Below are 26090 nucleotides of genomic sequence, written 5' to 3' on the forward strand. Positions count from 1 at the left end.
CCGGCTTGTGAGCGCCGTGTTTTTTGACTCGGTTTCTGGCCGGTGATCTGCGCTTGGCCTATCGCCTTTGCTACGTATAATCGCGGGATATCGTCTGCTTTCAAACAACGAAAACATTCATTCAAACAACGACAACATTCATTCAAACCATGACGCAATCAAGTTATAACGCTGATGCGATTGAAGTCCTCAGCGGGCTGGAGCCGGTACGCCGTCGGCCGGGCATGTATACCGATACCACTCGTCCCAACCATCTTGGGCAAGAGGTGATTGATAACAGCGTTGATGAAGCGCTGGCAGGTCATGCCCGCCGCATAGACGTCATTCTCCATCCCGATCAGTCGCTGGAAGTGATCGATGACGGTCGCGGCATGCCGGTCGATATTCACCCGGAAGAGGGCGTGCCCGCCGTTGAGCTGATCCTGTGCCGTTTACACGCAGGCGGCAAATTCTCCAACAAAAACTACCAGTTCTCCGGTGGCCTGCACGGGGTGGGGATTTCGGTGGTGAACGCGCTGTCTACCCGGGTGGAAGTCACCGTGCGCCGCGACGGGCAGGTCTACGACATCGCCTTTGAAAAAGGCAACAAAGTACAGGAACTGACGGTAACGGGCAGCTGTGGGCGTCGTAATACCGGCACCCGGGTACATTTCTGGCCTGATGCCGCATTTTTTGACAGCCCGCGCTTTTCCGTCACCTCCCTGACGCACCTGCTCAAAGCCAAAGCGGTACTGTGCCCTGGGGTAGAAATCGTCTTTAAAGATGGCGTCAACAACACCGAGCAACGCTGGTGCTATCAGGGCGGGCTGAGTGATTACCTGTGCGAAGCGGTAAACGGCCTGACGACGCTGCCGGAAAAACCGTTTGTCGCCAGCATTCCCGGTGACACCGAAGCGGTGGAGTGGGCGCTGCTGTGGCTGCCGGAAGGCGGCGAATTGCTGGGCGAAAGTTACGTCAACCTGATCCCGACCGTGCAGGGCGGCACCCACGTTAATGGCCTGCGTCAGGGCTTGCTGGATGCGATGCGCGAATTTTGCGAGTTTCGCAACCTGATGCCGCGCGGGGTCAAACTGAGCGCGGAAGATCTCTGGGAGCGCTGCGCGTATGTGCTGTCGCTGAAGATGCAAGACCCGCAGTTTGCCGGGCAAACCAAAGAGCGGCTGTCATCGCGCCAGTCGGCGGCGTTTGTTTCCGGCGTGGTGAAAGATGCCTTTAGCCTGTGGCTGAACCAGAATGTGCAGGCGGCGGAGCAACTGGCGGAACTGGCTATCGCCAGTGCCCAACGGCGCTTGCGCGCGGCTAAAAAAGTGGTGCGCAAGAAGCTCACCAGCGGCCCGGCGCTGCCCGGCAAGCTGGCGGATTGCACCTTGCAGGATCTGAATAAAACCGAGCTGTTTCTGGTGGAGGGGGATTCCGCAGGCGGTTCGGCCAAGCAAGCGCGCGATCGCGAGTATCAGGCTATCATGCCGCTCAAAGGCAAGATCCTGAATACCTGGGAAGTGTCGTCGGATGAAGTGCTGGCGTCGCAGGAAGTGCATGACATTTCGGTGGCGATCGGTATCGATCCTGACAGTGACGATCTCAGCCAACTGCGCTACGGCAAGATCTGCATTCTGGCGGATGCCGACTCTGATGGTCTGCATATCGCCACACTGCTGTGTGCGCTGTTTGTGCGCCATTTCCGCGCGCTGGTGCAGCACGGCCATGTCTATGTCGCCATGCCGCCGCTCTATCGCATCGATTTGGGTAAAGAGGTTTATTACGCGCTCGATGAAGAAGAGAAGGCCGGTATTCTCGACCGGCTCAAGCGTAAAAAGGGCAAACCGAACGTGCAGCGCTTTAAAGGCCTGGGGGAAATGAACCCGATGCAACTGCGCGAAACCACGCTGGACCCGAACACCCGCCGCCTGGTGCAGCTCACCGTGAACGAAGAGGATATGGCGCAGACATTGGCGATGATGGATATGCTGCTGGCGAAAAAGCGCGCCGAAGACCGCCGTAACTGGTTGCAGGAAAAAGGCGACAAGGCCGAGCTTGACGTCTGACGAACGGATACGATGAAAGTCACGCTGGAAGAGATGCAGGCATTTGTGGTGGTGGTGGACTGTGGGTCTGTCACCGCGGCGGCTGCACAATTGGGGCAGACTACCTCGGGGATCAGCCGGGCGCTGGGTCGTCTGGAAAGCAAGCTCGGCATGACGTTAATGCACCGAACTACCCGTCGTCAGGCCTTGTCGGAAGAGGGGAAGATCTTTTTGCAACATGCTCGGGACGCACTGTATTCGGTCGAACTGGCGGAAGAGCAAATTGCGCTGCGCCGCAGGACACCCAGCGGTCGGTTGCGCATAAACGCTGCCGCGTCATTTATGCAGCATGTGGTCGTGCCGTTAATCCCGGAGTTTCGTCGTCGTTATCCCTGTATTTCGCTTGAACTGAATACCGATGACGTGATTATCGATTTGCTGGAACAGCATACCGATATCGCGATTCGCATCGGCGAACTGCGCGATTCCAGTATCCATGCCCGGCCGCTGGGTGCCACCCGGTTGCGCATTCTGGCAAGCCCTGCCTACCTGAGCCGTCACGGCACGCCACTCAGTGTCGATGCACTGGCGGGCCACACCTTGCTGGGGTTTACCCAGTCCGAGTCGCTCAATCTCTGGCCATTACGCAACGCATTTGGCGATGATTACCCCATTTCACCGACAATTGCCGCGTCTAACGGTGAAATGCTGCGCCAGCTGGCGTTGTGTGGAGAGGGGATTGTCCGGCTGTCGGATTTCATGACCCGGGATGATGTGGCGGCGGGGCGACTGGTGCAGGTGCTGGCGCAAGAGACGTTAGACCGGCGTCTGCCGGTGAATGCGGTGTACTACCGCAATACGGAGCTGGCCAGCCGGATTGTCTGTTTTCTGGATTTTCTCAGTGAAAAAGTGGCGCAGCATCCACTGTAGTGGTGAAGTGAATGCCGCGCCGAGGGCCGCAAACCGGGGATCAGGCGAATACCTGATCGAGGTGGGCGCGGTAGCGGGCAATGTCCTGCTCTACGTCCGGCTGTTTGATGACATCGTTGCAGATGAAGGTGGGTAACGGCGACAGGCCGATGAACTGGTTGGCCTTGTGAAACGGCAGGTAGACGCCGTCCACGCCGACACCGTGGAAGAACTGATCCGGGTCGGTGAAGGCGTCCAGCGGGGCGTTCCAGGTTAGCGACAGCAGGTAGTGTTTGCCCTGTAATAAGCCGCCGGAACCGTATTTCTTGCTGGCGTCTGCGCGGGTGCGGCCATCGCTGGCGTACAGAGAGCCATGTCCCGCAGTGAATACGTCGTCGATGTATTTTTTCAGGATCCAGGGGGTACCCATCCACCAGCCTGGCATTTGGTAGATGACGGCGTCGGCCCACAGAATATTCTGCACTTCCTGTTCGATGTCGTAACCGTCATCGACGGTGGTGATGCGGATCTCGCGGCCTTTGTCGCGCAGGAACGTGGCGGCGACATCGGTCAGGGTACGGTTGAGTTCCCCTTTGGAATGGCCGAAGGCTTTTCCGGCATTGATGATGAGTACGTTTTGCATGGCAGATGACCTCAAATGAGATAAACAAGCGTTGAAGATCAGTCTATCTAATTGCGTGATGGGGAAAAACGTGCGGTGGCGCACAACACTATTGCCAAATAGTCAATAATCGCGGGTGTTGAATCGAACAACGCATTGCGGTAACAGGATGCCGTGAAGAGAGACACAACTTACGTTACTATCCGGTCAGTGTTGTCCGGTCGGTTTTGCCACGTTGTGGTTCATCGCGCAACAATAAGCGAGTTTTTTGAACATGGCGATACGCCACGGTTTAAGGATTATCAATGAGTGACATGACTCATGACGGCGCAGAGCGTCTTGCGCTGCACACATTTACTGAGAACGCCTACCTCAATTACTCCATGTACGTCATCATGGATCGGGCGCTTCCCTTTATTGGCGATGGCCTCAAGCCGGTTCAGCGTCGTATCGTGTATGCGATGTCGGAACTGGGGCTGAGCGCCAGCGCGAAATTCAAGAAATCCGCCCGCACCGTGGGCGACGTGCTGGGTAAATATCATCCGCACGGCGACAGCGCCTGTTACGAGGCGATGGTACTGATGGCGCAGCCTTTCTCCTACCGCTACCCGTTGGTAGACGGTCAGGGCAACTGGGGGGCACCGGACGATCCCAAATCGTTCGCCGCCATGCGTTATACCGAATCGCGCCTGTCGAAGTATGCCGATGTGCTGCTGCGTGAGCTGGGGCAAGGCACGGTAGATTATGTGCCCAATTTCGACGGCACGCTGCAAGAGCCGAAAATGCTGCCCGCGCGGCTGCCGAATATTCTGCTGAACGGTACCACCGGTATTGCCGTGGGCATGGCCACCGACATTCCGCCGCACAATGTGCGGGAAGTGGCGGCCGCGGCGATGGCGCTGATTGACGACCCTGATACCTCGCTGGCCGTGCTGTTAGAGCACGTACAGGCTCCCGATTACCCGACCGAAGCAGAAATTATCACTGCGCGTGATGACATTCGCAAAATGTACGAAAGCGGCCGTGGCTCGGTGCGTATGCGGGCGGTGTGGAAGCAAGAGTCGATAAAAGATGATGACAACAAGAAGAAAGTTGAAATTATCATTACCGCCTTACCGCATCAGGTGTCTGGCGCGAAAGTGCTGGAGCAAATTGCCAGCCAGATGCGGGCGAAAAAGCTGCCGATGATCGATGATTTGCGTGATGAATCCGATCACGAGAATCCGACGCGGCTGGTGCTGCAAATGCCCTATTCCAGCCGCCTTAATCCTGATCAGGTCATGAATCATCTGTTTGCGACCACCGATCTGGAAAAGAGCTATCGCATCAACATGAACATGATTGGTCTGGATGGCCGCCCGGCGGTGAAGGGGCTGCGTGAGATCCTGACCGAATGGCTGGCGTTTCGCCGTGACACGGTGCGCCGTCGCCTGAGTTTCCGCCTGGATAAAGTGCTCAAACGGCTGCATGTGCTGGAAGGCCTGCTGATCGCGTTCCTGAAGATTGATGACGTCATCGAGGTTATCCGCAACGAAGATGAGCCCAAACCGGTCTTAATGGCGAAATTTGGCCTGAGCGATATTCAGGCCGAGGCGATTCTGGAGCTGAAACTGCGTCATTTAGCGAAGCTTGAAGAGGTGAAAATTCGCGGTGAGCAGGATGAACTGGCCAAAGAGCGTGACCAGATTCAGGCGGTGCTGGCTTCTGAACGTAAGATGAGCAACCTGCTGAAAAAAGAGCTTCAGGATGACGTGAAAGCCTATGGCGATGAGCGCCGCTCGCCGCTGCAAGAGCGCGGTGAAGCCAAAGCCATGAGCGAGCATGATTTGTCGCCCTCTGAGCCGGTGACGATTGTGCTGTCGGAAATGGGCTGGGTACGCAGTGCCAAAGGGCATGATATTGACCCGTCTGGCCTGAGCTACAAAGCCGGTGATGCCTTTCGCGCGGCGGCGCGTGGTAAGAGTAACCAGCCGGTGGTGTTTATCGACTCCACCGGGCGCAGTTACGCACTTGACCCGCTGACGCTGCCTTCCGCGCGCGGTCAGGGTGAGCCGCTGACCGGTAAACTGACGCTGCCTGCGGGCGCAAGCGTTGAACAGGTGCTGATGGCACCGGATGACCAGCGCCTGTTGCTCGCGTCTGACGCTGGTTACGGTTTTATCTGTACCTTTGCCGACCTTGTTGCGCGCAACCGCGTCGGCAAAGCGCTATTGACGCTGCCAGACCATGCGCGCGTGCTGCCACCGCTGGAGATTGTGCGTGACGATGACCTGCTGCTGACCATTACCGCCGCCGGTCGGATATTACTGTTCCCTGTCTCTGACTTGCCAGTGCTCTCCAAAGGGAAAGGTAACAAGATGGTTTCTATCGCCGCCGCAGAGCTGGCCCGTGGTGAAGACCGGGTGCAGTGGCTGATGACGATAGCGCCACAGGCATCGGTAACGCTTTACGCAGGCAAGCGTAAGTATTCACTGCGCCCGGAAGAGCTGCAAAAATATCAGGCCAGCCGCGGCTGCAAAGGCACGGCGTTACCGCGTGGGCTACAGCGAGTTGATCGCATCGATGTTGATGTGCCGGTCAGTCTGCAACCGCCTTCGCCCGGTGAAGGTACGCACAGCCGTAACAGCAGTGAAGAGTAAGCGCCCCTGACAGGGCAACGGCGCGTGGTTGCCGCGTACTTTATGTCGTGTACTGCATGTCGTGTACGACAGGCACCCCGCGCAGCCCTAAGACCTTGCTCTTTCGTCTGGCGGCGGATAGCCCGAAGCGGGCCGCAGCCGGCATCGCTGGCAGGTTCGCCGTGTGTTTTTGCGCCAAGTCGTTATACTAGCGGCGGCTATTGGCTCATGAGGTTGCTATGTTATTCATTTTGCGGTTTTTAGTGGTCATCGTCTTCTGTGTGGTGGTGTCTCTGGTGGGGTTTGTCTATTGCCTGTTTACCCCGAAGAACCCCCGTCATGTCTCCCGTTTTGGCCGCTTGTTTGGCCGTCTGTCCGTCGTGTTCGGTATTAAACTGGAGCTGCGCCAGCCACAGGCATCCGGTTTTAACGGTAACTGTATCTATATCGCCAATCATCAGAACAATTACGACATGGTGACAGCGGCCAATATGGTGATGCCCGGCACGGTTACGGTCGGCAAAAAAAGCTTGGTGTGGATCCCGTTTTTCGGCCCGCTGTACTGGCTGGCCGGTAATTTGCTGATAGACAGAGATAACCGTGCCAAAGCACACGGCACCATCGCCCAGGTAGTGAAGCACATTAAAGAGCATGACATTTCCGTGTGGATGTTCCCGGAAGGCACCCGTAGCCGCGGGCGCGGTTTACTGCCGTTCAAGACCGGCGCATTTCATGCCGCAATTGCTGCCGGTGTGCCGGTGGTGCCCATTTGTGTGTCCACCACCCATAACAAAATCAAACTCAACCGCTGGAACAACGGTCATGTAATTGTTGAGATGCTGCCGCCGATTGACACCCGTGCTTACAGCAAAGAGCAGGTGCGTGAGCTGGCGGCTCACTGTCATGAGGTGATGGCAGCAAAAATTGCCGCGCTGGATGAAGAAGTCGCTCAGCGGGAAGCGGCGGATAAACGCTAATTCTGGGGCGAAAGCGAGAAGGTGTCCCGTTATGGATAACGGATTGAACAGTGTTTCGGAGTCATTATGTCATTGAACCGGCGTCAGTTCCTTAAGGCAAGCGGGGTTGCCCTGTGTGCCGGAGCCATGCCGTTGACGGCGCGGGCATCCGGTGGGCAAAACCCGCTGCCGGTGCCCCCGTTGCTGGAGTCCCGTCGCGGGCAACCGGTTTTTCTGACCCTTCAGCGCGCACAGTGGGTGTTTTCTGGTGAACGCAGAAATCCGGCCTGGGGGTTTAACGGGCGCTATCTCGGCCCGACGGTGCGGGTGTTCAGCAATGATGATGTGAAGCTGATTTACAGTAACCGCCTGAACGAGCCGGTGGCGATGACGGTGAGCGGCCTGCAAGTGCCTGGGTCACTGATGGGCGGTGGCGGGCGTCTTATCCAGCCCAATATGGACTGGGCACCGGTGTTGCCCGTTCGCCAGGCGGCGGCGACCTGCTGGTATCACGCCAATACGCCCAACCGTATGGCATCGCACGTCTACAATGGTCTGGCCGGTTTGTGGCTGGTGGAAGATGAGAGCAGTAAATCGCTGCCTGTTCCCAATCACTATGGGGTGGATGATTTTCCGCTCATTCTTCAGGACAAGCGGCTGGATAATTTTGGCGCAATGCTCTACAACCCGCCCGGCAACGGCGGTTTTATGGGCGATACGCTGCTGGTCAATGGCGCGCAGAACCCGTTTGTCGAGGTTTCTCGCGGCTGGGTCAGGTTGCGCTTATTGAATGCCTCGAATGCCCGTCGCTATGTGATGCGCATGAGCGACGGACGCCCGATGAGCCTTATCGCCAACGATCAGGGCTTTTTGCCCGCGCCGATGGTGCTCAATCAGCTTTCATTGGCACCCGGTGAGCGTCGTGAAGTGTTGATAGACATGTCGCAGGGCAGTGACGTCACCCTGACGGCCGGGGCGTCGGCCACGATTATGCAGCGCCTGCGTGGCCTGTTTGAGCCTTCGAATATTCTGGTGTCCTCGAATGTGCTGACGTTGCGGCCAACCGGGTTACTGCCGCTGGTCACCAATACTCTGCCTGCTCGATTGTTATCCGATAACCTGATGGAAGGCGCGGTCAGCCGCACGCGCGAGTTTCGCCTGGGGGACAGCCAGCCGGGAATTAACGGAGCTCTTTGGGATGTGAACCGTGTCGATGTGCAAACCCAACAAGGGCGTTATGAGCGCTGGATAGTGCATGCTGACCAGCCACAACCGTTTCACATTCAGGGGGCTGCGTTTTTGGTGCGTAGCGTCAACGGCGGGCTGACGCCACCAGAGGACAGCGGCTGGAAAGACACGGTATGGGTAGACAATAATGTTGAACTGCTGGTTTATTTTGGCCAGTTTTCTACCGCCCAGTTCCCCTTTCTCTATTACAGCCAGACGCTGGAAATGGCCGACAGAGGGTCAACCGGTCAGTTAGTGGTGCAACCGTAACGCAGGCCCGCTGTTCCCGCCCACGCGATAGGGGCGGGAGCGCTGGGTTATACTTTACGCGCGGCGTCAGTGCGCGGTAGATCCGGGTCGGGCCCCAGCCGTTTGCCGCAGTCCAGCGTGGCTATCTCACTCAGTTCCTCTTTTTCCAGCCTGAAATCAAACACGGTGAAGTTTTCCCGAATACGCGCAGGCGTAATGGATTTGGGGATAACCACCAGGCCGCTGTCTAAATGCCAGCGGATGACGATTTGCGCCGGGCTTTTGCCATACTTTTTCGCCAGCCGATGAATCACCGGATGGTCAAATACGCCGTCACCGCCCTGAGCCAGCGGGCTCCATGACTCGGTTTGAATGTGATGCGTGGTATTCCACGTGTGTAGCATGCGCTGTTGAAACAACGGGTGCAGTTCTATCTGGTTGATAACCGGCATTACCCCGGTCTCTTCTTTCAGGCGTTGCAGGTGGTGAGGATGGAAATTGCACACACCGACGCTGCGCGCCAGCCCCTGTGCTTTGAGATTAAGCAAGCCGCGCCAGGCTTCCACATAGGTTCCCTGTTCCGGCAGCGGCCAGTGAATCAGATATAAATCAACATACTCCAGCTGCAATTTACGCAGGCTCTCTTCCAGCGCCTGACGCGGATGCGCCTGATCGCTGTTCCAGAGTTTGGTGGTGATAAACAGGTCACTGCGCGGGATGTCGGTGCTCTGCAATGCCCGACCCACACCGACCTCATTACGGTAAATGGCGGCAGTATCAATGGCACGATAGCCGATATTGAGCGCTTCGGTGACGGCAGCAGTGGCCTGCTCATTGCTGGCCTGCCAGACGCCTAAGCCCAATTGGGGCATCACATTGCCATCAGCCAGTTTGACCAGCGGTTGCATCGTCATGGTGTTCTCCTTGTGAGGTTACCTTTTGAGCCTGTGGCGGTGAAGCCCGGCAGTGTGGCAGAACGAAGGCGAGGTGTCAGGATGGTGACGCTGCCTGAGCGGCGGCGTCTGAATGCGTGTTTCGCCGAAGACAGTCCGGGCCGATGAGCCGCCCGGACATCTTCTTAAGCGTAGCCGAAAAACCGGCATTGCGTGAGTTAGCGAGCCGCCTCGTATACGCGCTGGCTTATCTCCAGCGAAATATCCTGGTGTTCGCCTAACGCCGTCATCCCGTGTTCTGCCAGTTTCGCCACCAGCGCAGGGATCGAGCTGCCATCAAGCTGGTAGTCGGAGAAGCGGGTAGGGACGCCCATTTTTTCGAAGAAAGCGCGCGTTGCAGCAATAGCCCCGTCGATACGCTCATCATCCGTACCCTCGCGCAGGCCCCAGACGCGCTCGGCGTATTGCAGCAGTTTTTCGCGTTTCTGCACCCGGCGTTCGTTGAGCATGGCAGGCAGCACAATCGCCAGCGTCTGGGCGTGATCCAGACCGTGCATGGCGGTGATTTCATGGCCCAGCATATGGGTTGACCAATCCTGAGGAACACCGGCACCAATCAGGCCATTGAGCGCCATCGTCGCGCTCCACATCACGTTAGCGCGCACCGCGTAATTCTGCGGCTCTTGCAGCGCGCGCGGGCCTTCTTCAATCAGGGTCAGCAACAGCCCTTCACTGAAGCGATCCTGGACTTTGCCATCGACCGGGTAGGTCAGATACTGTTCAACGGTGTGCACGAAGGCATCAACAACGCCGTTGGCTATCTGGCGTGCAGGCAACGTATAGGTGACAACCGGATCAAGCACGGCAAAGACCGGGCGCACGAGGTCGTTCATAAACGCCTGTTTGTCGCCGGTGGTTTTACGGGTAATCACTGCGCCGCTGTTGGATTCCGAACCGGTGGCCGGTAAGGTGAGCACCACGCCCAGTGGCAGCGCCTGAGTGATTTCTGCGCCCCAGGTTTGCAGAATATGCCACGGATCTTCAGCCGCGCTGTAGTGTGCGGCGGCGGCGATAAATTTGGTGCCATCGGCGACGGAGCCACCGCCCACGGCCAGCAGGAAGTCAATGTTCTCCTTACGCACGATGTCTACGGCTTTCATCAGCGTTTCGTAAGTCGGGTTCGGTTCAATACCGGAAAATTCCAGCACATTGTGGCCTGCCAGTGCCGTCATCACCTGGTCGAATACGCCGTTTTGTTTGATGCTGCCGCCGCCGTAGGTGATAAGGATGCGCGCATCCGCCGGGATCTGCGCTGCCAGGGCGGCGATTTGGCCTTCGCCAAAGAGAATTTTCGTCGGGGTATGAAGCGTAAAGTTCTGCATGGTTGTCTCTCTTGTGATTTTATTGATCCAGTTTAAAGCCCTGCTGTAACAGTGCCGGCAGGACATTCGGAAAATAGACGTGTTGATAGTAGCTGGCGGTATTGCTGCCCCAGGGCTCACCGTCGTGACGTCCTGTTTGCTGCCAGTGCTCCATTAATCGTTGGTTATATTGCTCAATTGCGCCAGCCAGCGCCTCGCGCTGGTAGACCTCGTCATGGCGGAATGTGGATAGCGGCAAGCGCGGTTTCTGGCTGGCCGGTTTATCGACATATCCCAGCACCAGTCCTGCTACCGGGAAGGTCAGTGGCGGTAGCTCCAGCAGGTCAATGATGCCTTGCGGCTGGCGACGTATGCCGCCTATCGGCACAATGCCGAGGCCAAAAGCGTGCGCGGCGGCGATAAGCGTACCCAGCGCGATGCCAACGTCGGTGGCACCGGAAATCATGCTCTCGACGCTTTCATGGGCGTGTTGCTCACTGCCGCTCATGGCGATACCGGTGGCGGTTTTATGCATATCCAGTACCAGCGTGAGAAACACCGGCGCTTTGGCAATCCACGGCTGCCCGCCTGCCAGTTCTGCGATGCGAGCCCGGCGAGCCGGGTCTTGGGTGACGACAATCGAAACTTGCTGGGAATTGACGGAGGTTGGCGCTAAATGCGCGCTCTCAATAATCGCCGACAACACCTCTTGCGGGATCGGTTTATCCAGGTAGCTACGTTCACTGCGATGTTGTTTAAGTAATTCAATGGGTTGGTTCATGACGATCCTCAACGCATACCTGCCAAAATAGGGATTTTATTCTCGTCTTCCCGGGCGTTTCCGGCAATGCTCATTTCTCGCTATGTATTGCCTGTTTCTGCAAAAAATAGAAGGAAAGGGTGATTATGTGGGGGTTATATGTCATTTTATTTCTGTTGTCAGAATGAGATGAATATATGCAAAACTTAACTACACGCCAGCGCTTAATTAATCTGGCGATGCCTTTCGCCAGCCCGAATTGCATCAGCCAGACGCCGATCCCTCAGGTGAAGGTTATCTACACCGATCGCCACGGAGCCCGCACGCCGGTGCTGTATGACCCTTGTATCGTGATTATTTTTCAGGGGCATAAGGTTGGCTATTTGGGCGGTAAGCGTTTTCATTATGACCCGGAAAACTACCTGCTGATGACGGTACCGCTGCCGTTTGAGTGCGAAAGTTTTGCCAGCCGGGAAAACCCGATTGTTGGTATCTCCATTCGGGTGGATATCCCTATCCTGCAAGACCTGCTGATAGAAATGGGGGATGACGGGTACGGTGAAAAGCGCCGCGCGGATACCACCAGTATAAACAGCGTACCGCTAAATGATGCGGTGTTATGCGCAGCGGAGCGGCTACTGGAAGCGATGGCGAATGCGCGTGATGCCAGAGTGCTCGGGCCGTGGATTGTGCGCGAAATTCTTTACCATGTGCTGTGTGGCCCTTGCGGTGATTCGCTACAGGCGCTGATGAACCGCTACAGCCATTTCAGCCAGATAGCGCGTGCGCTGCGCCATATTGAAAATCACTATGCCGATAGCCTGAGCGTTGAAGCGCTGGCGATGGATGTGAATATGAGCGTGTCGGCGTTCCACCATAACTTCAAAGCGGTGACGAATACCTCGCCGCTGCAATACCTGAAATCCTACCGCTTGCACAAAGCCCGTTTGCTGATGTTACAGGATGGCCTGAAAGCCAATACCGCGTCGATGCAGGTTGGCTACGAAAGCCCCTCGCAATTTAGTCGTGAGTTCAAACGCTTTTTTGGCGCAACGCCGGGCGATGAAGTGGCCAGGCTGCGTTCCGGTCAGGCGGTGATGGAAAGAAATGCGTGGTAGCGATACGGCCATGATCGCTGGCCGTATCTCAGGAGGTCAGGCAATGGCGCGGCGTTTGCGCCATACCATCAGCAGTACGCCCACCAGGCCGCTCAATAACAGCACCAGCGGCAGAATGCACAGCACCGCCATCACCTGATCTTCATAGCGTTTGACCAGCGGGATGTGGCTGAAGGCATATCCCATGGTAACGATACCACCGACCCACAGAAAGCCGCTTAACCAGTTGAAAATCTGAAAACGGGTGTTGCTGAGGCCGGAAACACCGGCGATGGTCGGCAGCAGGGTACGCACGAAGGCCAGAAAACGCCCCACCAGGAGCGCGGACAAACCGTGCTGGTGGAACAAGTCATGGGTGCGTTGATGATAGTGGGCGGGGAGCTGGTACAGCCATTTTTTCACCAGCGGGGTATCGCCCAGCCAGCGCCCTTGCAGATAGCTCAACCAGCAACCGAGACTGGCCGCTACCGTCAGCAGGGTTATCGTTGTAGCGAAGTGCATCACTCCTTTGGCTATCAACGCCCCGGTCAGCAATAGCAGGCTGTCTCCCGGCAGGAAGGAGGCAGGTAGCAAACCATTTTCCAGAAACAGAGTGGTGAACAAAATGGCATAAATAAACCACAACACTTGCGGATCGGCCAAAGCGCTGAAGTCATGCCGCCACAGCGCATCAACGATTTCATGTACAACACTCATAATGCATCCTGTCTGGTTTGCTTAACCCCTAAAGCCGCGTAGCAAAAGGCCCGGTATCTGATGATACGCTATGCCAAGGCTGCGTCGTCCTGAAGCCCGAAAAAACGAACCTCAGCATAGGGTAAAAAAGGTAAACGTATTGTCATCATTGTTACTGTTCATCATATACGCTTTAGCGCGCTTACCACAGCGGCTTGCAAGGGGTGAAGAGTTGGCGGCGTCACATTTTCTGCAATCTGTTGAAACCGGATTCCAAATCGGCGATCAGGTCATCGCTGTCTTCCAGCCCGATATGCAGACGAATCAGCGTACCGGTGAAATCGACGCCACCGGCCGGGCGAATCGAGGCTAAATCGTCGGGTTGGTTAGCCAGAATCAGCGACTCAAAACCACCCCATGAATACGCCATACGGAAGTGGCTGAAGTGGTCAAGGTAGTTCGCCAGTTGCGAGGGGCTGAGTTTTTCCCGTAGCACAAACGAGAATAACCCGTTGCTGCCGCTGAAATCCCGGGTGAAAAACGCATGGCCTTTACAGCCCGGTAGTGCAGGATGCTTGACGACAGCCACTTCTGGGCGCTCTGCCAGCCAGTGAGCGATACGCAGGCCATTTTCCTGATGCTGCTGCAAACGCACCCCAGAGTACGTAAGCCCCGGCTGGCCATATAGGCGCTATCGGCGTCAGCCATTTGCCCCATCAGGTAGGATTGCTCGCGCAGTTGATCCCAGCAGCGGGCATTGGCGACCGCCGTGCCTAACATGGCATCGGAATGCCCGACAATATACTTGGTTGCCGATTGAATCGAGATATCCACACCGAGCGCCAGCGGCCGGAACAGCACCCCTGCGGCCCAGGTATTGTCGATCATGATGATAATATCCGGGTTTACGCGGCGAACGGCGGCGACAATGGCCGGAACGTCTTGCACTTCCATCGTGATGGAGCCGGGAGATTCGAGAAACACCACCCGGGTGTTGGGCTGAATGAGTGCCGCAATCCCTTCGCCAACCATCGGGTCGAAAAAGGTGGTGCGGATGTTCATTTTACCCAGCACTTTGTTACAAAAATCCTGCGTGGGTTCGTAGGCGGAACCGGTAACTAACAGGTGATCGCCTGCGCTAACAAATGAGGTGATGGCGTTGGCAATCGCGGCCGCGCCACAGGGGTAGAGCGCACAACCGGCACCGCCTTCCAGCTCGGTCATGGCATCTTGCAAGGCAAAGTGGGTCAGGGTGCCTCGGCGGCCATAGAACAGCCCCCCTTTGGCGCGGTTAATCGTGGCGTGTTTTTTTTCCTGCACACTGTCAAATACCAGAGAAGAGGCGCGTTGAATCACCGGGTTGACGGCCCCCTGGGTGACGCGCTTGCTGCGTCCGGCAGCCACCAGCGTGGTGGCTATTTTCTTACTTGTCATAAAGCAATCACCTGTCGCTAAAACATGTTTGGCACTTTTTCCTACGTTATCACGGCTGAGAGGGCGTTAGGGGGGCTTTTTCCGCCAGATGAAGAGGTCTCATGACCATCACCTGCTCGGGAGGGGAAATACGCAAATAATAATGAGAACGACTATCAATTAATTCTGGGTTTGGTATCATTTTCGCCAGTGAAGGGCGATATAGCCCGAAGGGATAGCAGAGATAATTGGTGGAGGCACAGCGTGTATACGGCTGACAATAATACTAAACAACGGGTTTCTTCAGCCTGGCACAAGCCCGGCAGCGTGTTTCGGGCAGCGGCCGGGCGGCTTGTGGTCTTGACGCTGTCAATCGTTATGGCAGGGCACGCGCTGGCGGCACCGGCTTCGCTACCGCTGGCCACTGGCAGCGCGACCCCCGCAACGACTGCTGTAGCCGGTAATATGATGCGTACCGATTTATCTGTCTGGGGAATGTACCAGCATGCTGATGTGGTGGTTAAGGCCGTCATGATTGGGCTGCTGCTGGCATCGGTCGTCACCTGGGCGATTTTCTTCAGTAAAAGTCTCAGCCTGATGACGGCGAAAAAACGTATTCGCCGCGAATATCAGGCACTCAGTGAAGCCCGCACGCTGGATGATGCCACGGATATTGCCGGGGTGTTTACGCCGGGCAGTGTGACGCTGCAATTGCTGGCCAATGCCCGTAACGAGCAAGAGCTATCCGCCCGTTCCGATGACAACGCTGGTATTAAAGAGCGCACCGCTTTTCGTCTCGAACGTCAGGTCGCGGCGACCGGGCGTCAGATGGGGCGTGGTACCGGCTATCTGGCAACCGTTGGGGCCATCGCGCCGTTTATCGGTTTGTTCGGTACAGTGTGGGGCATCATGAACAGTTTTATCGGTATCGCCCAGTCGCAGACCACCAATCTGGCGGTTGTGGCTCCGGGTATTGCCGAAGCGTTGCTGGCCACCGCTATCGGTCTGGTCGCGGCTATCCCGGCGGTGGTTATCTACAACGTATTTGCGCGCTGGACTGCCAGTTATAAGGCTGTCGTGAGTGATGTGGCGGCCCAGGTACTGTTGCTGCAAAGCCGTGATTTGGATATCGCCGCCAGCAATGGCGCTCGTGTGAGCACGCCTGCCCACACGCTGCGGGTAGGGTAACGCGATGGCGATGCATTTGAATGACGGGCAGAGTGAAAACGGCGAAATGCATGATATCAACGTCACGCCGTTTATTGATGTCATGCTGGTGCTGTTGATTATCTTTATGGTGGCGGCACCGCTGGCAACGGTGGATGTGCGTGTGAATTTGCCCGCTTCCAGCGCCACTCCCCAGCCGCGCCCGGAAAAGCCGGTGTTCCTGACGGTAAAAGCCGATAAGCAGCTTTACCTGGGAGAAGATCCCGTCAGTGAAGCATTGCTGCCCCAGGCGCTGGCGGCCAAAACGCAGGGTAATAAAGACACTACGGTGTTTTTTCAGGCGGATAAAAGCGTCGATTATGAAACCCTGATGCGGGTGATGGACTCACTGCGTGAGGCGGGCTATCTCAAAATCGGCCTGATGGGCTCAGAGAAAGTACGCTGAAGTGTACGGCTCCCGGCGCGGTCGATAACCCCAGCCGTTTTTTGATGCTATAACAGCTTGCGCCTTGCATTTAATCGGGGGCGTGAGGCGAACCACCGCCAGCGGCGGTGGTTTTTTTATCCATGGGAGGTGCGAACTGAGGTTAGGCTTGGCCGCGCAACTCAGTCATGCAAACCAGGGTGACGCCAGTGCAGACGTGTGGGCACATAGACCCGGCTCTCGGCCAGTGGCTGCCCGGCGATAAGCTGATTTATCATCTCGAAACTGCTGCGCGCCAGCGTTTCGCAATCCTGTGCGACGGTGTCGATTTTCATTGGCAGGCAGTCAAACAGATAGTGATCGTCAAAGCTGCACAACCGCATATCGCAATCCATCAGGTTGTGCTGGTTGAGGTAGCGCAATACCCCTTCGAGTAAGCCACAGGCGGCGGTAAACAGTGCTTTGGGCGGTCGCCCCAGTCTGGCACACAGTTGCGCAAACATCTCATAACCGGCGCTGGAGTGGTAACTGCCGTGAATAATCCACTCGGCCGGGCAGGCGAGCCCGGCGCGTTGCAGCCCGAGCTGAAAACCGGCCAGACGGTCACGGGTCGGCGAGATTCGCGCCTGGCCACCGATGAAATAGAATTCATCCGGGTGGTGGCGCGCGATATTTTCCACCAGCGTTGCGGTTGACTCCACCGCCTCAGACACCACCATCGGCAGCGTGGATTCACCGATAACCCGGTCAAACTGCAATACCGGTAATTGCTGGTTGATTTTCTGATATTCGACGTCGCTTAACATGCTGGAGGCGACTATCAACCCATCCACCTGCCGCTGGATAAGGCTATTGACGGCCATCATTTCCTGCGCGGCATTTTCATCGGTACAGGCTATCAGCAACTGTAACCCGGCTTCCCGGCACAGGCACTCCAGTTCACGCGAGATCACGGCAAAACCGTAGTTCGTCATCTCAGGCACCACCAGCCCCAGCGTATTACTGCGGCTTGAGCGCAGGGAGCGGGCATGAATGCTGGGCTGGTAACGTTGCTGTTGTGCAAGGGCCAGCACCCGGTCGCGGGTTTCATCCGACACGCGGAACTCTTTGCTGCGGCCATTAAGTACCAGACTGGCAGTGGATTTTGAGACCCCTGCCAGCCTGGCGATGTCGCTGATTGTGACGCGTTTGGTTGGTTTCACCGTGATATCTTAAGAGCGTGATACGCCGTCAATGGCATAAAAAAGGAGTCCTATTCTATCACGCACGGGGCTAACAACCAGTGCCGCAGCGTGATACGCCCCGAACCACTGAAGCTTGCGGTGGCGTCACTGTCGGGAAAATAGCGTGATGACATCACGCCTTTGCCGTGATTGATGAAAATTTCTATGCTGGAGCGGTCGCATAAAATGTGCAGATGGTGCAGCGGGCCATCATGCCAGTAGCGGTGTTCCGGTTCATGAGTACGCCGGTTACGGCGGCTTAACGTCAGGCGCTCACCGTCCCAGCACAGCACCATGAGCCCGGCAAAATGAATCTGGAATTCGCCCTGTGTTTCCAGCGTCAGCTCTGCGCTGCTTATCGGCAGCACCGGTGCGTAATCAGCCACGCCTTGCCACAAGTGTTCTGACTGGCGCAGGTTTTGCAGTTCCCGAGCCGGTTGCTGATAAAGTTTGCCGTCGTGCAGCGTAAGCTCACGCGGGCAGGTCATGGTGTGGATCCAGCCGTGGGTAATCGTAGGCTGGAAAAATTCATCCTGATCCGGCACACCCATCCAGCCAAACAGCAATCTTCTGCCCTTTTCATCACAGGTGGTTTGCGGGGCATAAAATTCAAACCCCACATCCAGTTCATGAAATGCCTGATGGTTAAAACGCGCCGCGGTGTAATCGAGCGTGCCGACGAAATAACCAGACTGATGCGTGTTGAGATAGCGCTCCTCTTCGGCAGGAAGTCCCTGCGGGCAGCAGAGCAGCACCTCGGCATCGCCCAGTGTGAACAGGTCCGGGCATTCCCACATGTAGCCGAAATCCCCCAGTCCGTTGAGCCGCGAACCGGCAATCTCTCCCAGCCGTTGCCAGTCGCGCAGATCCGGTGAGCGATAGAGCAGGATTTTACCCTGTAAATCGAGGTCTTGTGCGCCGAGCACCATGTACCAGTGGCCCTGATGCTGCCAGACCTTCGGGTCACGCACATGGCCGGTATAGCCTTGCGGCAGCGACAACACCGGGCCGGTTTTGTCAAACTCACCTTCCGGGTTGGCATAGGCCAGGCACTGATAAGCGGTACGCGAGCCATCGTCATACTTCACATTGCCGGTATATATCAGCGCCAGCCGGTCGTTATCGACCACCGCAGAGCCAGAGTAGCAGCCGTGGCTTTCATAGCTCTCGGCAGGCACCAGCGCCACGGGTTCGTGACGCCAGTGCACCAGATCCGCCGAGCTCCAGTGCCCCCAGAACTTGGCTCCGTGGGCGCAGGCCTGCGGGTTCCACTGATAAAACAGATGGTAACGTCCTTTATGCTGCACAAAGCCGTTAGGGTCATTCATCAGCCCGACCAACGGCGACAGGTGCCACTGCGGCCGATGCGGATCATACGACTGCCGCAATGGCCCGGACATCAGCGAGTACGCCATGCGTTTTAACAGGTGGATTTCCTTCATGTGATGCATTTTCCTATGCGTTGTCCGTCTTATATTTCAACAACAGCGAGAGTACAAAGGCGCTGCCAAAAGCGATCACCATACCAATCAGGTAATTCAGTAGCGAACCGGCCTGCACAATCGCCAGCCCCGGAAAACCGGTCAGGCCCACAGCCGTCATGTTGACATGGTTAGCGACCACCCAGGCTCCGCCGAGCGCACCACCGGTCAGCGCTGCCAAAAACGGTTTGATAAAGCGCAGGTTGATACCGAAAATGGCCGCTTCGGTGATGCCCAGCAGGCAAGAGAGTGCAGATGGCACGGCAATAGCGCGGATTTTGCTGTCTTTCGTTTTGAAATACACCGCCAGACACGCGCCGCCCTGTGCCACATTCGCCATGGCCCAGATAGGCAGCAGGAAATTCACGCCAATCGATGGATTACCCAACAGCCCGGCTTCAATAGCATGAAAACTGTGGTGAACACCGGTAATGACGATGGCGGAATACAGGCCGCCAAACAGCAACCCCGCCAGCCAACCTGCGTGGCTTATCAGTGAACTGAGCACCAATGAGATGCCATCGCCCAGCATGCGTCCGGCCGGGCCAATCACCAGCATGGCAACGAAACCGGAAATAATCACGGTCAAAAAAGGCGTGACAATGATATCCAGCGCGTTTGGCACCATGCGGCGCAGCCGCTTTTCCACCAGGCTCATGAACCAGACGGCCAGCAGCACCGGGAATACTGTGCCCTGATAGCCTATCATCGCGAATTCCAGACCGAACAAATGCATGGTCTTGAAACCGCCGGCCACGCCCCAGGCGTTAGTGAGCGCCGGGTGAGTGAGAATGCCGCCCAGCGTTGCGCCCAGATAGGGGTTGCCGCCAAATTCGCGCGCCGCCGTAAAACCAATCAGGACGGGCAGAATGATAAACGCCGCAGAGCTGAACATGTCCAGCATCACGAAAATGGCGCTACCGGCATCGACCCAGCCATAGGTCTTGATCATACCCAGCAGGCCCATCAGCAGCCCGGAGGCCACAATCGCCGGAATAATCGGCACGAAAATGTTGGACAATAACCGGGCTAACCGCTGGAGCGGATTGAGTTTTTGCGCGGCCAGCGTCGCGGTATCACGGGTGCTGGCTTCGGTGATACCGGCGACCTGAATAAATTCCGCATACACTTTGTTCACCAGGCCTGAGCCAAAGATTATCTGCATCTGGCCCGCATTCTGGAAACACCCTTTTACGCCGTCAACCTTTTCGATAGCGGCTTTATCCGCCAGCCCGTCATCGTTTAGCACCAGGCGCAAGCGAGTGGCGCAGTGGGCGGCGCTGGCGATATTGTCCTTACCACCCAGTAACGGGAGCAGGGAGGCCGCAGTGGCACGAATATCCATACTATTCCTCATTATCAATAACCGATGGGCATATGTCCGTCACCGTCTGGCGGTGACGGGCCCCGTTAATGGTTAGAACCAGGTTTCCATCTGGACGCCGAAAGTCCATTCGCCGCCAGCTTTGAAGCCGGTTGAGCCAAAGGCATCACTGCTTGAGTAGTTATCCAGCCGTTTATCCCAGTTCATGTAGCTGGTAAAAAAGCGCAATTCCGGGCGGCTGAAGAAATTGGCAATATTGCCCACTTTGAACGTTGGCGCTACCGTCAGTTTATAAAACCCGCCGCTGACCTGATTACGTGCCAAATAGCGTTGAGGGTTCAGGTCCATATATTGATAGCTGCCTTCATACGCCATGGCGAAATTTTCGGTGATTTCCTGAATGAAGCGCGCATTAAATGTTATCCAGCGGTAATCATCACCCTGCACATAACGATCTTTACTGCTTTGTGCCAGAATCGTCGGGGCAAAGCTCCAGGTGTTATTCAACGCCGTGGTGCCATAGGTCGCCAGCCGCCAGGTGTTGGCGTTCTGCGTCAGGTTGCCGTCAGAGCCGATGCTCTTCACCTCGCCACCCAGCCCATGACCATAGAGCAACGCCACTTTGGATGTCCCGTCGCGCAGGCCGTAGAAACTGTCGCCGTGCCAGGCCACCAGCGCGTGATAACCGCTATCACCGGCATTGGTGTTGGTGACGGCGTTGGCGTTGTTACGACCGGTGTTTTCCTTCGCATCGTTGTTGCGCGCATGCAGGCCACTGAGCATGAACTGGAACGGGCCGACCCTGTTGTTACTGGTGACAACATAGTTCTGAATTTCATTATCCAGTGCGCTGATTTCACCGAGGCTACGGCCATAGACCGAGAGGTTGGTTTTCCAGCCATCGACCGGTTTGACGTCATAAATCCCGCCGCCAGTACCGGCCAGAAACACCACATCGGAGTCAATCCAGTGGATGTCGAAATTATCGCGGTCAAACCGTTTACCGGCCCACAGCGTGGTGTCCTTAAACGCGCCGGTAAAGGTGGGCAGTGAGCCAAGTTCGACAAACGCTTCGCGTACGTTGAACTGGCTGGTGGTGGCCGTCCAATCGTTATAGCTGCGCTGGCCATCGGCCATCATCACTTTGAAGCGGGTGGTCGCGCCATTATCCAGCCTGGTGCGGTGCTCAAGTTTCAGCTCAAGATAGGTGTCATCTTCGTTACCGAGCCGGCCGACATGACCACCGGTCTGGCCGGCGGGCGTCATGCCGGGGCCGATATCCGCTTGTGAACTGGTCGCCGAGTTATGTACCGCCAGGCCAGAACGGGCGTAGCCGTGGAATTCAAAACCATCGGCCAGGCTGCTTTTACTGGCAAGGGCAGCGGTTTTCTGCGCCACTTGCTGGGTTTGTTGTTCGTTTTGCGTGGCGCGGGCGGCGACCTGCTGGGTCTGTTGCGCCACCTGTTGAGTGACGTTTTCGACCTGCTGGGTCTTCTGTTCAACCTGCGTGGTGCGGGCCGCCAGCTGTTTGGCCTGCTTTTCCGCTGCGTCGGCGCGGGCTTCAGCCTGTTTTGCGCGGCTTTCTGCTTGCTGTAAACGTTGCTCAAGCGCGTTAAGGCGCGCTTCAATGCTGTCAGAAGGTGCTGCCAATGCCTGAGTGGTACAGAGGGCGAGACCCACGGCGGTGGCAAGATAACCTGGCTTTATCATTGTTGTGTTCCCTTGGCTGGAGTGGTTTTTTTGTTTTGCTAAATTGCTAAACCGGTTATGCCAACGAAAACTAAATGGGCAGAGAGGGAATTGGCAAGGAATTTTATTGTCCTGCTGTGCTAACTGTGATCGCGTTTGCAAAACCCGGCCAGACGTGATTGCGCCATACCGGGTTAATGGCAATCGGTTAAAGGGTGAACAACTGTTCGGCAAACGGCAGGGCCGTCATCGCGCCTTTCGCCGTGGTCGCCAGCGCACCACAGCGTTGTGCCTGCGCCAGTACGGCCTGCCAGTCTCCCGGCTGGTAAGGGTCGTCGTAACGTGCCAGCGCTGCCAGCATGCCGGCGACGAACGCATCGCCTGCACCGGTGGTGTCTATCGGGTCTACCCGCAGCGCCGGAAAATGGCGCAATTGCTGGCCGTCATGCAGCCAGACGCCGTCGCCGCCCTGCGTAATCAGCAACCGCTTGATGGGGTAACGCTGCATCAGCAAGGCTGCGCCCTGGTGTATGTCGGTGCTGCCGCTGAGAAACCAGAACTCCTCTTCGGAGAGCTTCACGACATCGGCCAGCGCCAGCGCGCTATCCAGACAGGCGCGCAACGCCTCTTCGTTGCCCCAGAGGTCAGGGCGAATATTGGGGTCAAAGCTGACCCAGCCTTGCGCTGCGCGGATGCGGCGCATCGCTTCCAGTGCACTGGTGCGTGACGGCTCGCGCGCGAGCGCAATGGAGCACAGGTGTAACCACTCTCCGCGCTTGAAAGCGGGCAGGTCTTGCGGTTGTAAAAACAGATCGGCGCTGGGCCGCACCATAAACGTGAAGGTGCGTTCACCGTGGTCATCCAGACTCACGACCACAGTGGAAGTGCGGTGCTCGTTATCCAGCAGCATATGGCGTATGTCTACCTGTTCTTGCGCCAGCACCTGTTTCAGGAAGCGGCCAAAGGCATCATCGCCCACCCGGCCGATAAAGCCGCTTGCGCCGCCAAGGCGCGCCACGCCGACGGCAACATTGGCCGGCGCGCCACCGGGGCATTTCAGGTAGCGTTCCTCGTCTTCAGGAATAAGGTCAACGACGGCATCGCCCAAAACCCATACTTTATGAGACATGATGGCTCTCTTTTTCAGAATGACTAAACTGTTTGCTAACATAGAAGAAACGGTTTAGCTAATCAACTTAATGATGCGCTAAAGTAGGGCCAGGAGCGTTATGAGCAGGATGTCCGGCAGGCTTTATCAGTCCGGTAGATAAAACGGAAGTGTATTTGCGTTCAATAAACCCGCGCCATACTGAAATCGGGTACGGGTTTATCAACGTTGATCGTAGGGTGGTTTTCTACTTAACAAGAGTTGTGCAGTATGAGTACACCACGCTATTTAGGTCGCTTGAGGAGCGTCCGGTTTCGCTTCAGGTAACATCATTCTTTTATATAGAAGAAATCCTGCCCCTGAGGAAATAACAATGCTAATAGCCATCAAGAGATAAACAAACTGTGTTGAATCACCTGCGATATATAAGATAAGACCTATAATGGGAAGCACTGACTGGTTTAATAAAACGATCAATGACGATGTACTGGCGAACATGCTCGGATTGATAACTTCAATACGAATCATGCGACAAATATTTCCGGTGAAAACTTTACCTATTATTGATAAAGCATAACAACCAATAAAGACGATAAACGATTCCTTAAATGCTATCAATGATATTGAGCTGGAAGCGATAATCATAATAGCAAGTAGTAAAAGCGCCTTCCTGCCGAGGAGTGGTCTTAAATAACTATAACAATACGTACCCAAAACCCCGCAGAGACCAGCGGCAACATCTATCAAACCGAAGTATTTGACGGGAAGGTTCATTCCTCTTTCAATTAAGGCTGCGCCGCTTGATTCAACCAACCCATCAAACATGTTATTACCTACGGCTAAGAAAACAGAAAAGATGAGTATTGGCGTCGAAAGAAGATAAAGTGCACAGTCTTTTATGCCGTTTCCACGGTCATTTTTCTCGGCAGCATGTTGTTTTATCTCAGTAGCTGAAGTGCCGAGATCTTTCTTCTCAAGGGAAAAGAAAATTGCGTTCATGATATAAAATACGCAGGGTAATATGAGTGCTATTTTAAATCCATACTCAATGAGTAACATACCCATCAACGGGCCGACTATCATGCCTAAAAAATCCATTCTTGAAATCAGGTTGGCGTGATGATCTTTAGTCTTACTGAGTGATGATACTAATTTTTCGTATGTGATAATCGTTTGGGAATTACCGATGGATATGATGCTCCCAATGATTCCAAATGAGATTGCTATCATCAAATTGGATGAGAATTCCGTCAGTGCCAGAAAAATGCACCCTGCTGATTTAATGACATCAGACATGATGGATAATGGGCGAATACCCAGTTTATCAATAAATGTCCCGACTAATGGAATAATAATTACTCTCGGCAACCACCATAGGGCATATGATAGTCCTGAGTATCCAATACTTCCGGTAAGTTGATAGACAATAACGGGAGTCAGAAAAACCATTAGTCCATCTGCTGTTAAAACTAAAAACAACATAAAAAAGAATGGGACGTTCATAAGTGACCTTTATACTTTTTCCTTTAAGAGGACCTTAACATGCTTTCCTGAGCTTTCATCAAAAACAATGACAGACTTTGGCGTGTTATGTGTTGGCTCTTCACGGGCAATTTCTTTTTGTTGAGAAACCAGAAATTCATAGTACGCGGTATCAGCCTCTACATCATTCACGCTGTAGCTCATGTATTCTCTATTATTGATTGGCCAGTCAATAACATCATGACCGGGGATGTACTCTTTGTCGCGGCTGAGAAATATGATAGGCCGATTGACGGTAATGATATTTGCCATGTTGAATAAGGCATGTGCAACCCCACAGGGTATGACTAATTCTACATTAGGGTGAGGGGTAAATGTTAACTCTTCTTCAATAAACAGGGTATCCGAGCCTTTCCTCATATCAACCAGTTTTAATTTTATTTCATGATCCATTTTCCCTAAAAAGGTTAGATGATCCTCCTGACCTAAATGTAAACCATAAGAATCAAAGTCATAATGCTGATTGCCATGCTCAACAATATACATTGGAGATTTTCGGGTTAACGGTACAATACAACTCTCTTTTCCCGTCTTTATTGATGGGGTTTCTCTGAATTCGACACCAGTAATTTTTGATTGGGGAAATTTTACTGTTGCACTGTCATCAATTTTTTCTCTTATCCTCAGATTGATTTTACTTCCATCATCTAATAAGAACTCTCTGGTTTCTGAATGTTGGAATTTATGTTTTTTAAGGTTTTCCTGTTGGAACTCCCCGATACGATAATAGACAATGCTGGCTGCTTCCTCGGTCATTGGATGATAGCCATGTACCTCTGCTGGAGAAGTGTCTTCAGGGATATTAATCACGTCATTCCCTGGCGACCAGTTCAGATTGGCACTGGATAATATATCAATATCTGGAAGGAAAAGTGTATATGAATTTAGCGTGAAGACATTTTCCAGGTTATGGAACGTATGGGCAACACCGGGTGGAATGATAAGGGTTTTAGAGGACGATGGCTTGATAGTAAATGTTAAAGCTTGCCTGAATGTTGGCGAATTCGCTCGGCAATCAATAAACTTGGCCAAAATAACCTGGTCTTCATGCCCCAGAAATGTGAGCGTATCTTGTTGCCCTAAATGAATTCCGTATTGTCCATATTTAAACTCACTCTCACCGTGAAATACAATGTTTATTGGGTAGGTTGTTGAAAAAGGTACGACAAATGAATCCGACTTACCGTTGTTAACTCGCCAGCGAGGAACCCAACGAAGGCCATCAATAGTTATTTTCTGGTTAATCGCATCAATTTCATTTTTCATTTAACGGCCTCTCCAATAAAATTGGGGCAATCATAAAGATT

General features: G+C 54.9%; 20 protein-coding genes and 1 pseudogene. 8 read left to right on the plus strand and 13 right to left on the minus strand.

Annotated elements, in window-relative coordinates; all coding sequences use genetic code 11:
- Positions 1-149: 149 nt before the first annotated feature.
- Both parE and DAQ1742_RS01975 read left to right on the plus strand, forming a co-directional pair.
- On the plus strand, positions 150-2045 hold the full coding sequence (gene parE, locus DAQ1742_RS01970; protein ID WP_035339481.1) for a DNA topoisomerase IV subunit B: 1896 nt from the start codon (positions 150-152) through the stop codon (positions 2043-2045).
- Between the two features lie 12 nt (positions 2046-2057).
- Positions 2058-2954: a LysR family transcriptional regulator gene (locus DAQ1742_RS01975; RefSeq protein ID WP_035339482.1), complete on the plus strand. Its 897-nt coding sequence runs from the start codon at positions 2058-2060 to the stop codon at positions 2952-2954.
- Between the two features lie 40 nt (positions 2955-2994).
- On the opposite strand, the gene DAQ1742_RS01980 is transcribed toward DAQ1742_RS01975, so the two are convergent.
- Entirely contained in the window at positions 2995-3576 is a 582-nt protein-coding gene (locus tag DAQ1742_RS01980; RefSeq protein ID WP_035339483.1) for an NAD(P)H-dependent oxidoreductase, read from the minus strand.
- Between the two features lie 284 nt (positions 3577-3860).
- On the opposite strand from DAQ1742_RS01980, the gene parC reads away from it, so the two are divergent.
- From parC to ftsP, 3 genes are all read left to right on the plus strand, one after another.
- Positions 3861-6194: a DNA topoisomerase IV subunit A gene (parC, locus tag DAQ1742_RS01985; protein WP_051123989.1), complete on the plus strand. Its 2334-nt coding sequence runs from the start codon at positions 3861-3863 to the stop codon at positions 6192-6194.
- 218 nt (positions 6195-6412) lie between these two features.
- Complete coding sequence (locus tag DAQ1742_RS01990; protein WP_035339484.1) at positions 6413-7150, plus strand: 1-acylglycerol-3-phosphate O-acyltransferase; 738 nt, start codon at positions 6413-6415, stop codon at positions 7148-7150.
- Positions 7151-7216: 66 nt separating this feature from the next.
- A complete protein-coding gene (ftsP, locus tag DAQ1742_RS01995; protein WP_035339485.1) occupies positions 7217-8626 on the plus strand; it encodes a cell division protein FtsP in 1410 nt (469 codons plus the stop codon).
- Between the two features lie 47 nt (positions 8627-8673).
- Here ftsP and dkgA read toward each other — a convergent pair whose 3' ends face one another.
- The 3 genes from dkgA to DAQ1742_RS02010 form a co-directional block, all read right to left on the minus strand.
- Positions 8674-9519: a 2,5-didehydrogluconate reductase DkgA gene (dkgA, locus tag DAQ1742_RS02000; protein WP_035339486.1), complete on the minus strand. Its 846-nt coding sequence runs from the start codon at positions 9517-9519 to the stop codon at positions 8674-8676.
- A gap of 197 nt (positions 9520-9716) precedes the next feature.
- Positions 9717-10880 carry an alcohol dehydrogenase gene (gene yqhD / locus DAQ1742_RS02005; RefSeq protein WP_035339487.1) on the minus strand — a complete coding sequence of 388 codons (1164 nt, stop codon included), beginning with the start codon at positions 10878-10880 and terminating at the stop codon, positions 9717-9719.
- Between the two features lie 19 nt (positions 10881-10899).
- Positions 10900-11640, minus strand: coding sequence for an NADPH-dependent oxidoreductase (locus tag DAQ1742_RS02010; RefSeq protein WP_035339488.1), 741 nt, complete (start codon positions 11638-11640; stop codon positions 10900-10902).
- A 176-nt stretch (positions 11641-11816) separates the two neighbouring features.
- On the opposite strand from DAQ1742_RS02010, the gene DAQ1742_RS02015 reads away from it, so the two are divergent.
- Positions 11817-12737, plus strand: a complete 921-nt coding sequence (locus tag DAQ1742_RS02015; RefSeq protein WP_035339489.1) for an AraC family transcriptional regulator — start codon at positions 11817-11819, stop codon at positions 12735-12737.
- Between the two features lie 36 nt (positions 12738-12773).
- On the opposite strand, the gene DAQ1742_RS02020 is transcribed toward DAQ1742_RS02015, so the two are convergent.
- Positions 12774-13433 carry a DedA family protein gene (locus DAQ1742_RS02020; RefSeq protein ID WP_035339490.1) on the minus strand — a complete coding sequence of 220 codons (660 nt, stop codon included), beginning with the start codon at positions 13431-13433 and terminating at the stop codon, positions 12774-12776.
- Between the two features lie 220 nt (positions 13434-13653).
- Positions 13654-14846, minus strand: a pseudogene (metC, locus tag DAQ1742_RS02025) (cystathionine beta-lyase).
- A gap of 444 nt (positions 14847-15290) precedes the next feature.
- Between metC and exbB the strand changes: the two are divergent.
- Both exbB and exbD read left to right on the plus strand, forming a co-directional pair.
- Entirely contained in the window at positions 15291-16013 is a 723-nt protein-coding gene (gene exbB, locus DAQ1742_RS02030; RefSeq protein WP_232046636.1) for a tol-pal system-associated acyl-CoA thioesterase, read from the plus strand.
- 4 nt (positions 16014-16017) lie between these two features.
- Complete coding sequence (gene exbD, locus DAQ1742_RS02035; protein ID WP_035339492.1) at positions 16018-16437, plus strand: TonB system transport protein ExbD; 420 nt, start codon at positions 16018-16020, stop codon at positions 16435-16437.
- A gap of 161 nt (positions 16438-16598) precedes the next feature.
- Here the strand turns inward: exbD and DAQ1742_RS02040 are convergent, their stop codons facing one another.
- The 7 genes from DAQ1742_RS02040 to DAQ1742_RS02070 all read right to left on the minus strand — a co-directional run bounded on the left by DAQ1742_RS02040 (position 16599) and on the right by DAQ1742_RS02070 (position 26049).
- Entirely contained in the window at positions 16599-17618 is a 1020-nt protein-coding gene (locus DAQ1742_RS02040; protein ID WP_035339493.1) for a substrate-binding domain-containing protein, read from the minus strand.
- Positions 17619-17668: 50 nt separating this feature from the next.
- Positions 17669-19081: a glycoside hydrolase family 32 protein gene (locus DAQ1742_RS02045; RefSeq protein WP_035339494.1), complete on the minus strand. Its 1413-nt coding sequence runs from the start codon at positions 19079-19081 to the stop codon at positions 17669-17671.
- A 13-nt stretch (positions 19082-19094) separates the two neighbouring features.
- Entirely contained in the window at positions 19095-20465 is a 1371-nt protein-coding gene (locus DAQ1742_RS02050; RefSeq protein WP_035339495.1) for a sucrose-specific PTS transporter subunit IIBC, read from the minus strand.
- A gap of 72 nt (positions 20466-20537) precedes the next feature.
- Positions 20538-22154: a carbohydrate porin gene (locus tag DAQ1742_RS02055; protein WP_083960967.1), complete on the minus strand. Its 1617-nt coding sequence runs from the start codon at positions 22152-22154 to the stop codon at positions 20538-20540.
- Positions 22155-22341: 187 nt separating this feature from the next.
- Complete coding sequence (locus DAQ1742_RS02060; RefSeq protein WP_035339496.1) at positions 22342-23262, minus strand: aminoimidazole riboside kinase; 921 nt, start codon at positions 23260-23262, stop codon at positions 22342-22344.
- 267 nt (positions 23263-23529) lie between these two features.
- Positions 23530-24744 carry an MFS transporter gene (locus DAQ1742_RS02065; protein ID WP_035339497.1) on the minus strand — a complete coding sequence of 405 codons (1215 nt, stop codon included), beginning with the start codon at positions 24742-24744 and terminating at the stop codon, positions 23530-23532.
- Between the two features lie 9 nt (positions 24745-24753).
- Positions 24754-26049, minus strand: coding sequence for a dTDP-4-dehydrorhamnose 3,5-epimerase family protein (locus DAQ1742_RS02070; protein WP_035339498.1), 1296 nt, complete (start codon positions 26047-26049; stop codon positions 24754-24756).
- Positions 26050-26090: the final 41 nt, after the last annotated feature.

It is taken from the genome of Dickeya aquatica (genome assembly GCF_900095885.1).
GTDB lineage: Bacteria > Pseudomonadota > Gammaproteobacteria > Enterobacterales > Enterobacteriaceae > Dickeya > Dickeya aquatica.

Bases quoted from the DNA above. Each gene is read 5' to 3' on its own strand.
- DAQ1742_RS02015 (WP_035339489.1), top strand. From the start codon at position 11,817: ATGCAAAACTTAACTACACGCCAGCGCTTAATTAATCTGGCGATGCCT.
- yqhD (WP_035339487.1), bottom strand. From the start codon at position 10,880: ATGCAGAACTTTACGCTTCATACCCCGACGAAAATTCTCTTTGGCGAA.
- DAQ1742_RS02070 (WP_035339498.1), bottom strand. From the start codon at position 26,049: ATGAAAAATGAAATTGATGCGATTAACCAGAAAATAACTATTGATGGC.
- DAQ1742_RS02055 (WP_083960967.1), bottom strand. From the start codon at position 22,154: ATGATAAAGCCAGGTTATCTTGCCACCGCCGTGGGTCTCGCCCTCTGT.
- parC (WP_051123989.1), top strand. From the start codon at position 3,861: ATGAGTGACATGACTCATGACGGCGCAGAGCGTCTTGCGCTGCACACA.
- DAQ1742_RS02045 (WP_035339494.1), bottom strand. From the start codon at position 19,081: ATGAAGGAAATCCACCTGTTAAAACGCATGGCGTACTCGCTGATGTCC.
- DAQ1742_RS02010 (WP_035339488.1), bottom strand. From the start codon at position 11,640: ATGAACCAACCCATTGAATTACTTAAACAACATCGCAGTGAACGTAGC.
- parE (WP_035339481.1), top strand. From the start codon at position 150: ATGACGCAATCAAGTTATAACGCTGATGCGATTGAAGTCCTCAGCGGG.
- DAQ1742_RS02020 (WP_035339490.1), bottom strand. From the start codon at position 13,433: ATGAGTGTTGTACATGAAATCGTTGATGCGCTGTGGCGGCATGACTTC.
- DAQ1742_RS01980 (WP_035339483.1), bottom strand. From the start codon at position 3,576: ATGCAAAACGTACTCATCATCAATGCCGGAAAAGCCTTCGGCCATTCC.
- DAQ1742_RS01990 (WP_035339484.1), top strand. From the start codon at position 6,413: ATGTTATTCATTTTGCGGTTTTTAGTGGTCATCGTCTTCTGTGTGGTG.
- dkgA (WP_035339486.1), bottom strand. From the start codon at position 9,519: ATGACGATGCAACCGCTGGTCAAACTGGCTGATGGCAATGTGATGCCC.
- exbD (WP_035339492.1), top strand. From the start codon at position 16,018: ATGGCGATGCATTTGAATGACGGGCAGAGTGAAAACGGCGAAATGCAT.
- DAQ1742_RS02060 (WP_035339496.1), bottom strand. From the start codon at position 23,262: ATGTCTCATAAAGTATGGGTTTTGGGCGATGCCGTCGTTGACCTTATT.
- DAQ1742_RS02065 (WP_035339497.1), bottom strand. From the start codon at position 24,744: ATGAACGTCCCATTCTTTTTTATGTTGTTTTTAGTTTTAACAGCAGAT.
- exbB (WP_232046636.1), top strand. From the start codon at position 15,291: ATGATGCGTACCGATTTATCTGTCTGGGGAATGTACCAGCATGCTGAT.
- ftsP (WP_035339485.1), top strand. From the start codon at position 7,217: ATGTCATTGAACCGGCGTCAGTTCCTTAAGGCAAGCGGGGTTGCCCTG.
- DAQ1742_RS02050 (WP_035339495.1), bottom strand. From the start codon at position 20,465: ATGGATATTCGTGCCACTGCGGCCTCCCTGCTCCCGTTACTGGGTGGT.
- DAQ1742_RS01975 (WP_035339482.1), top strand. From the start codon at position 2,058: ATGAAAGTCACGCTGGAAGAGATGCAGGCATTTGTGGTGGTGGTGGAC.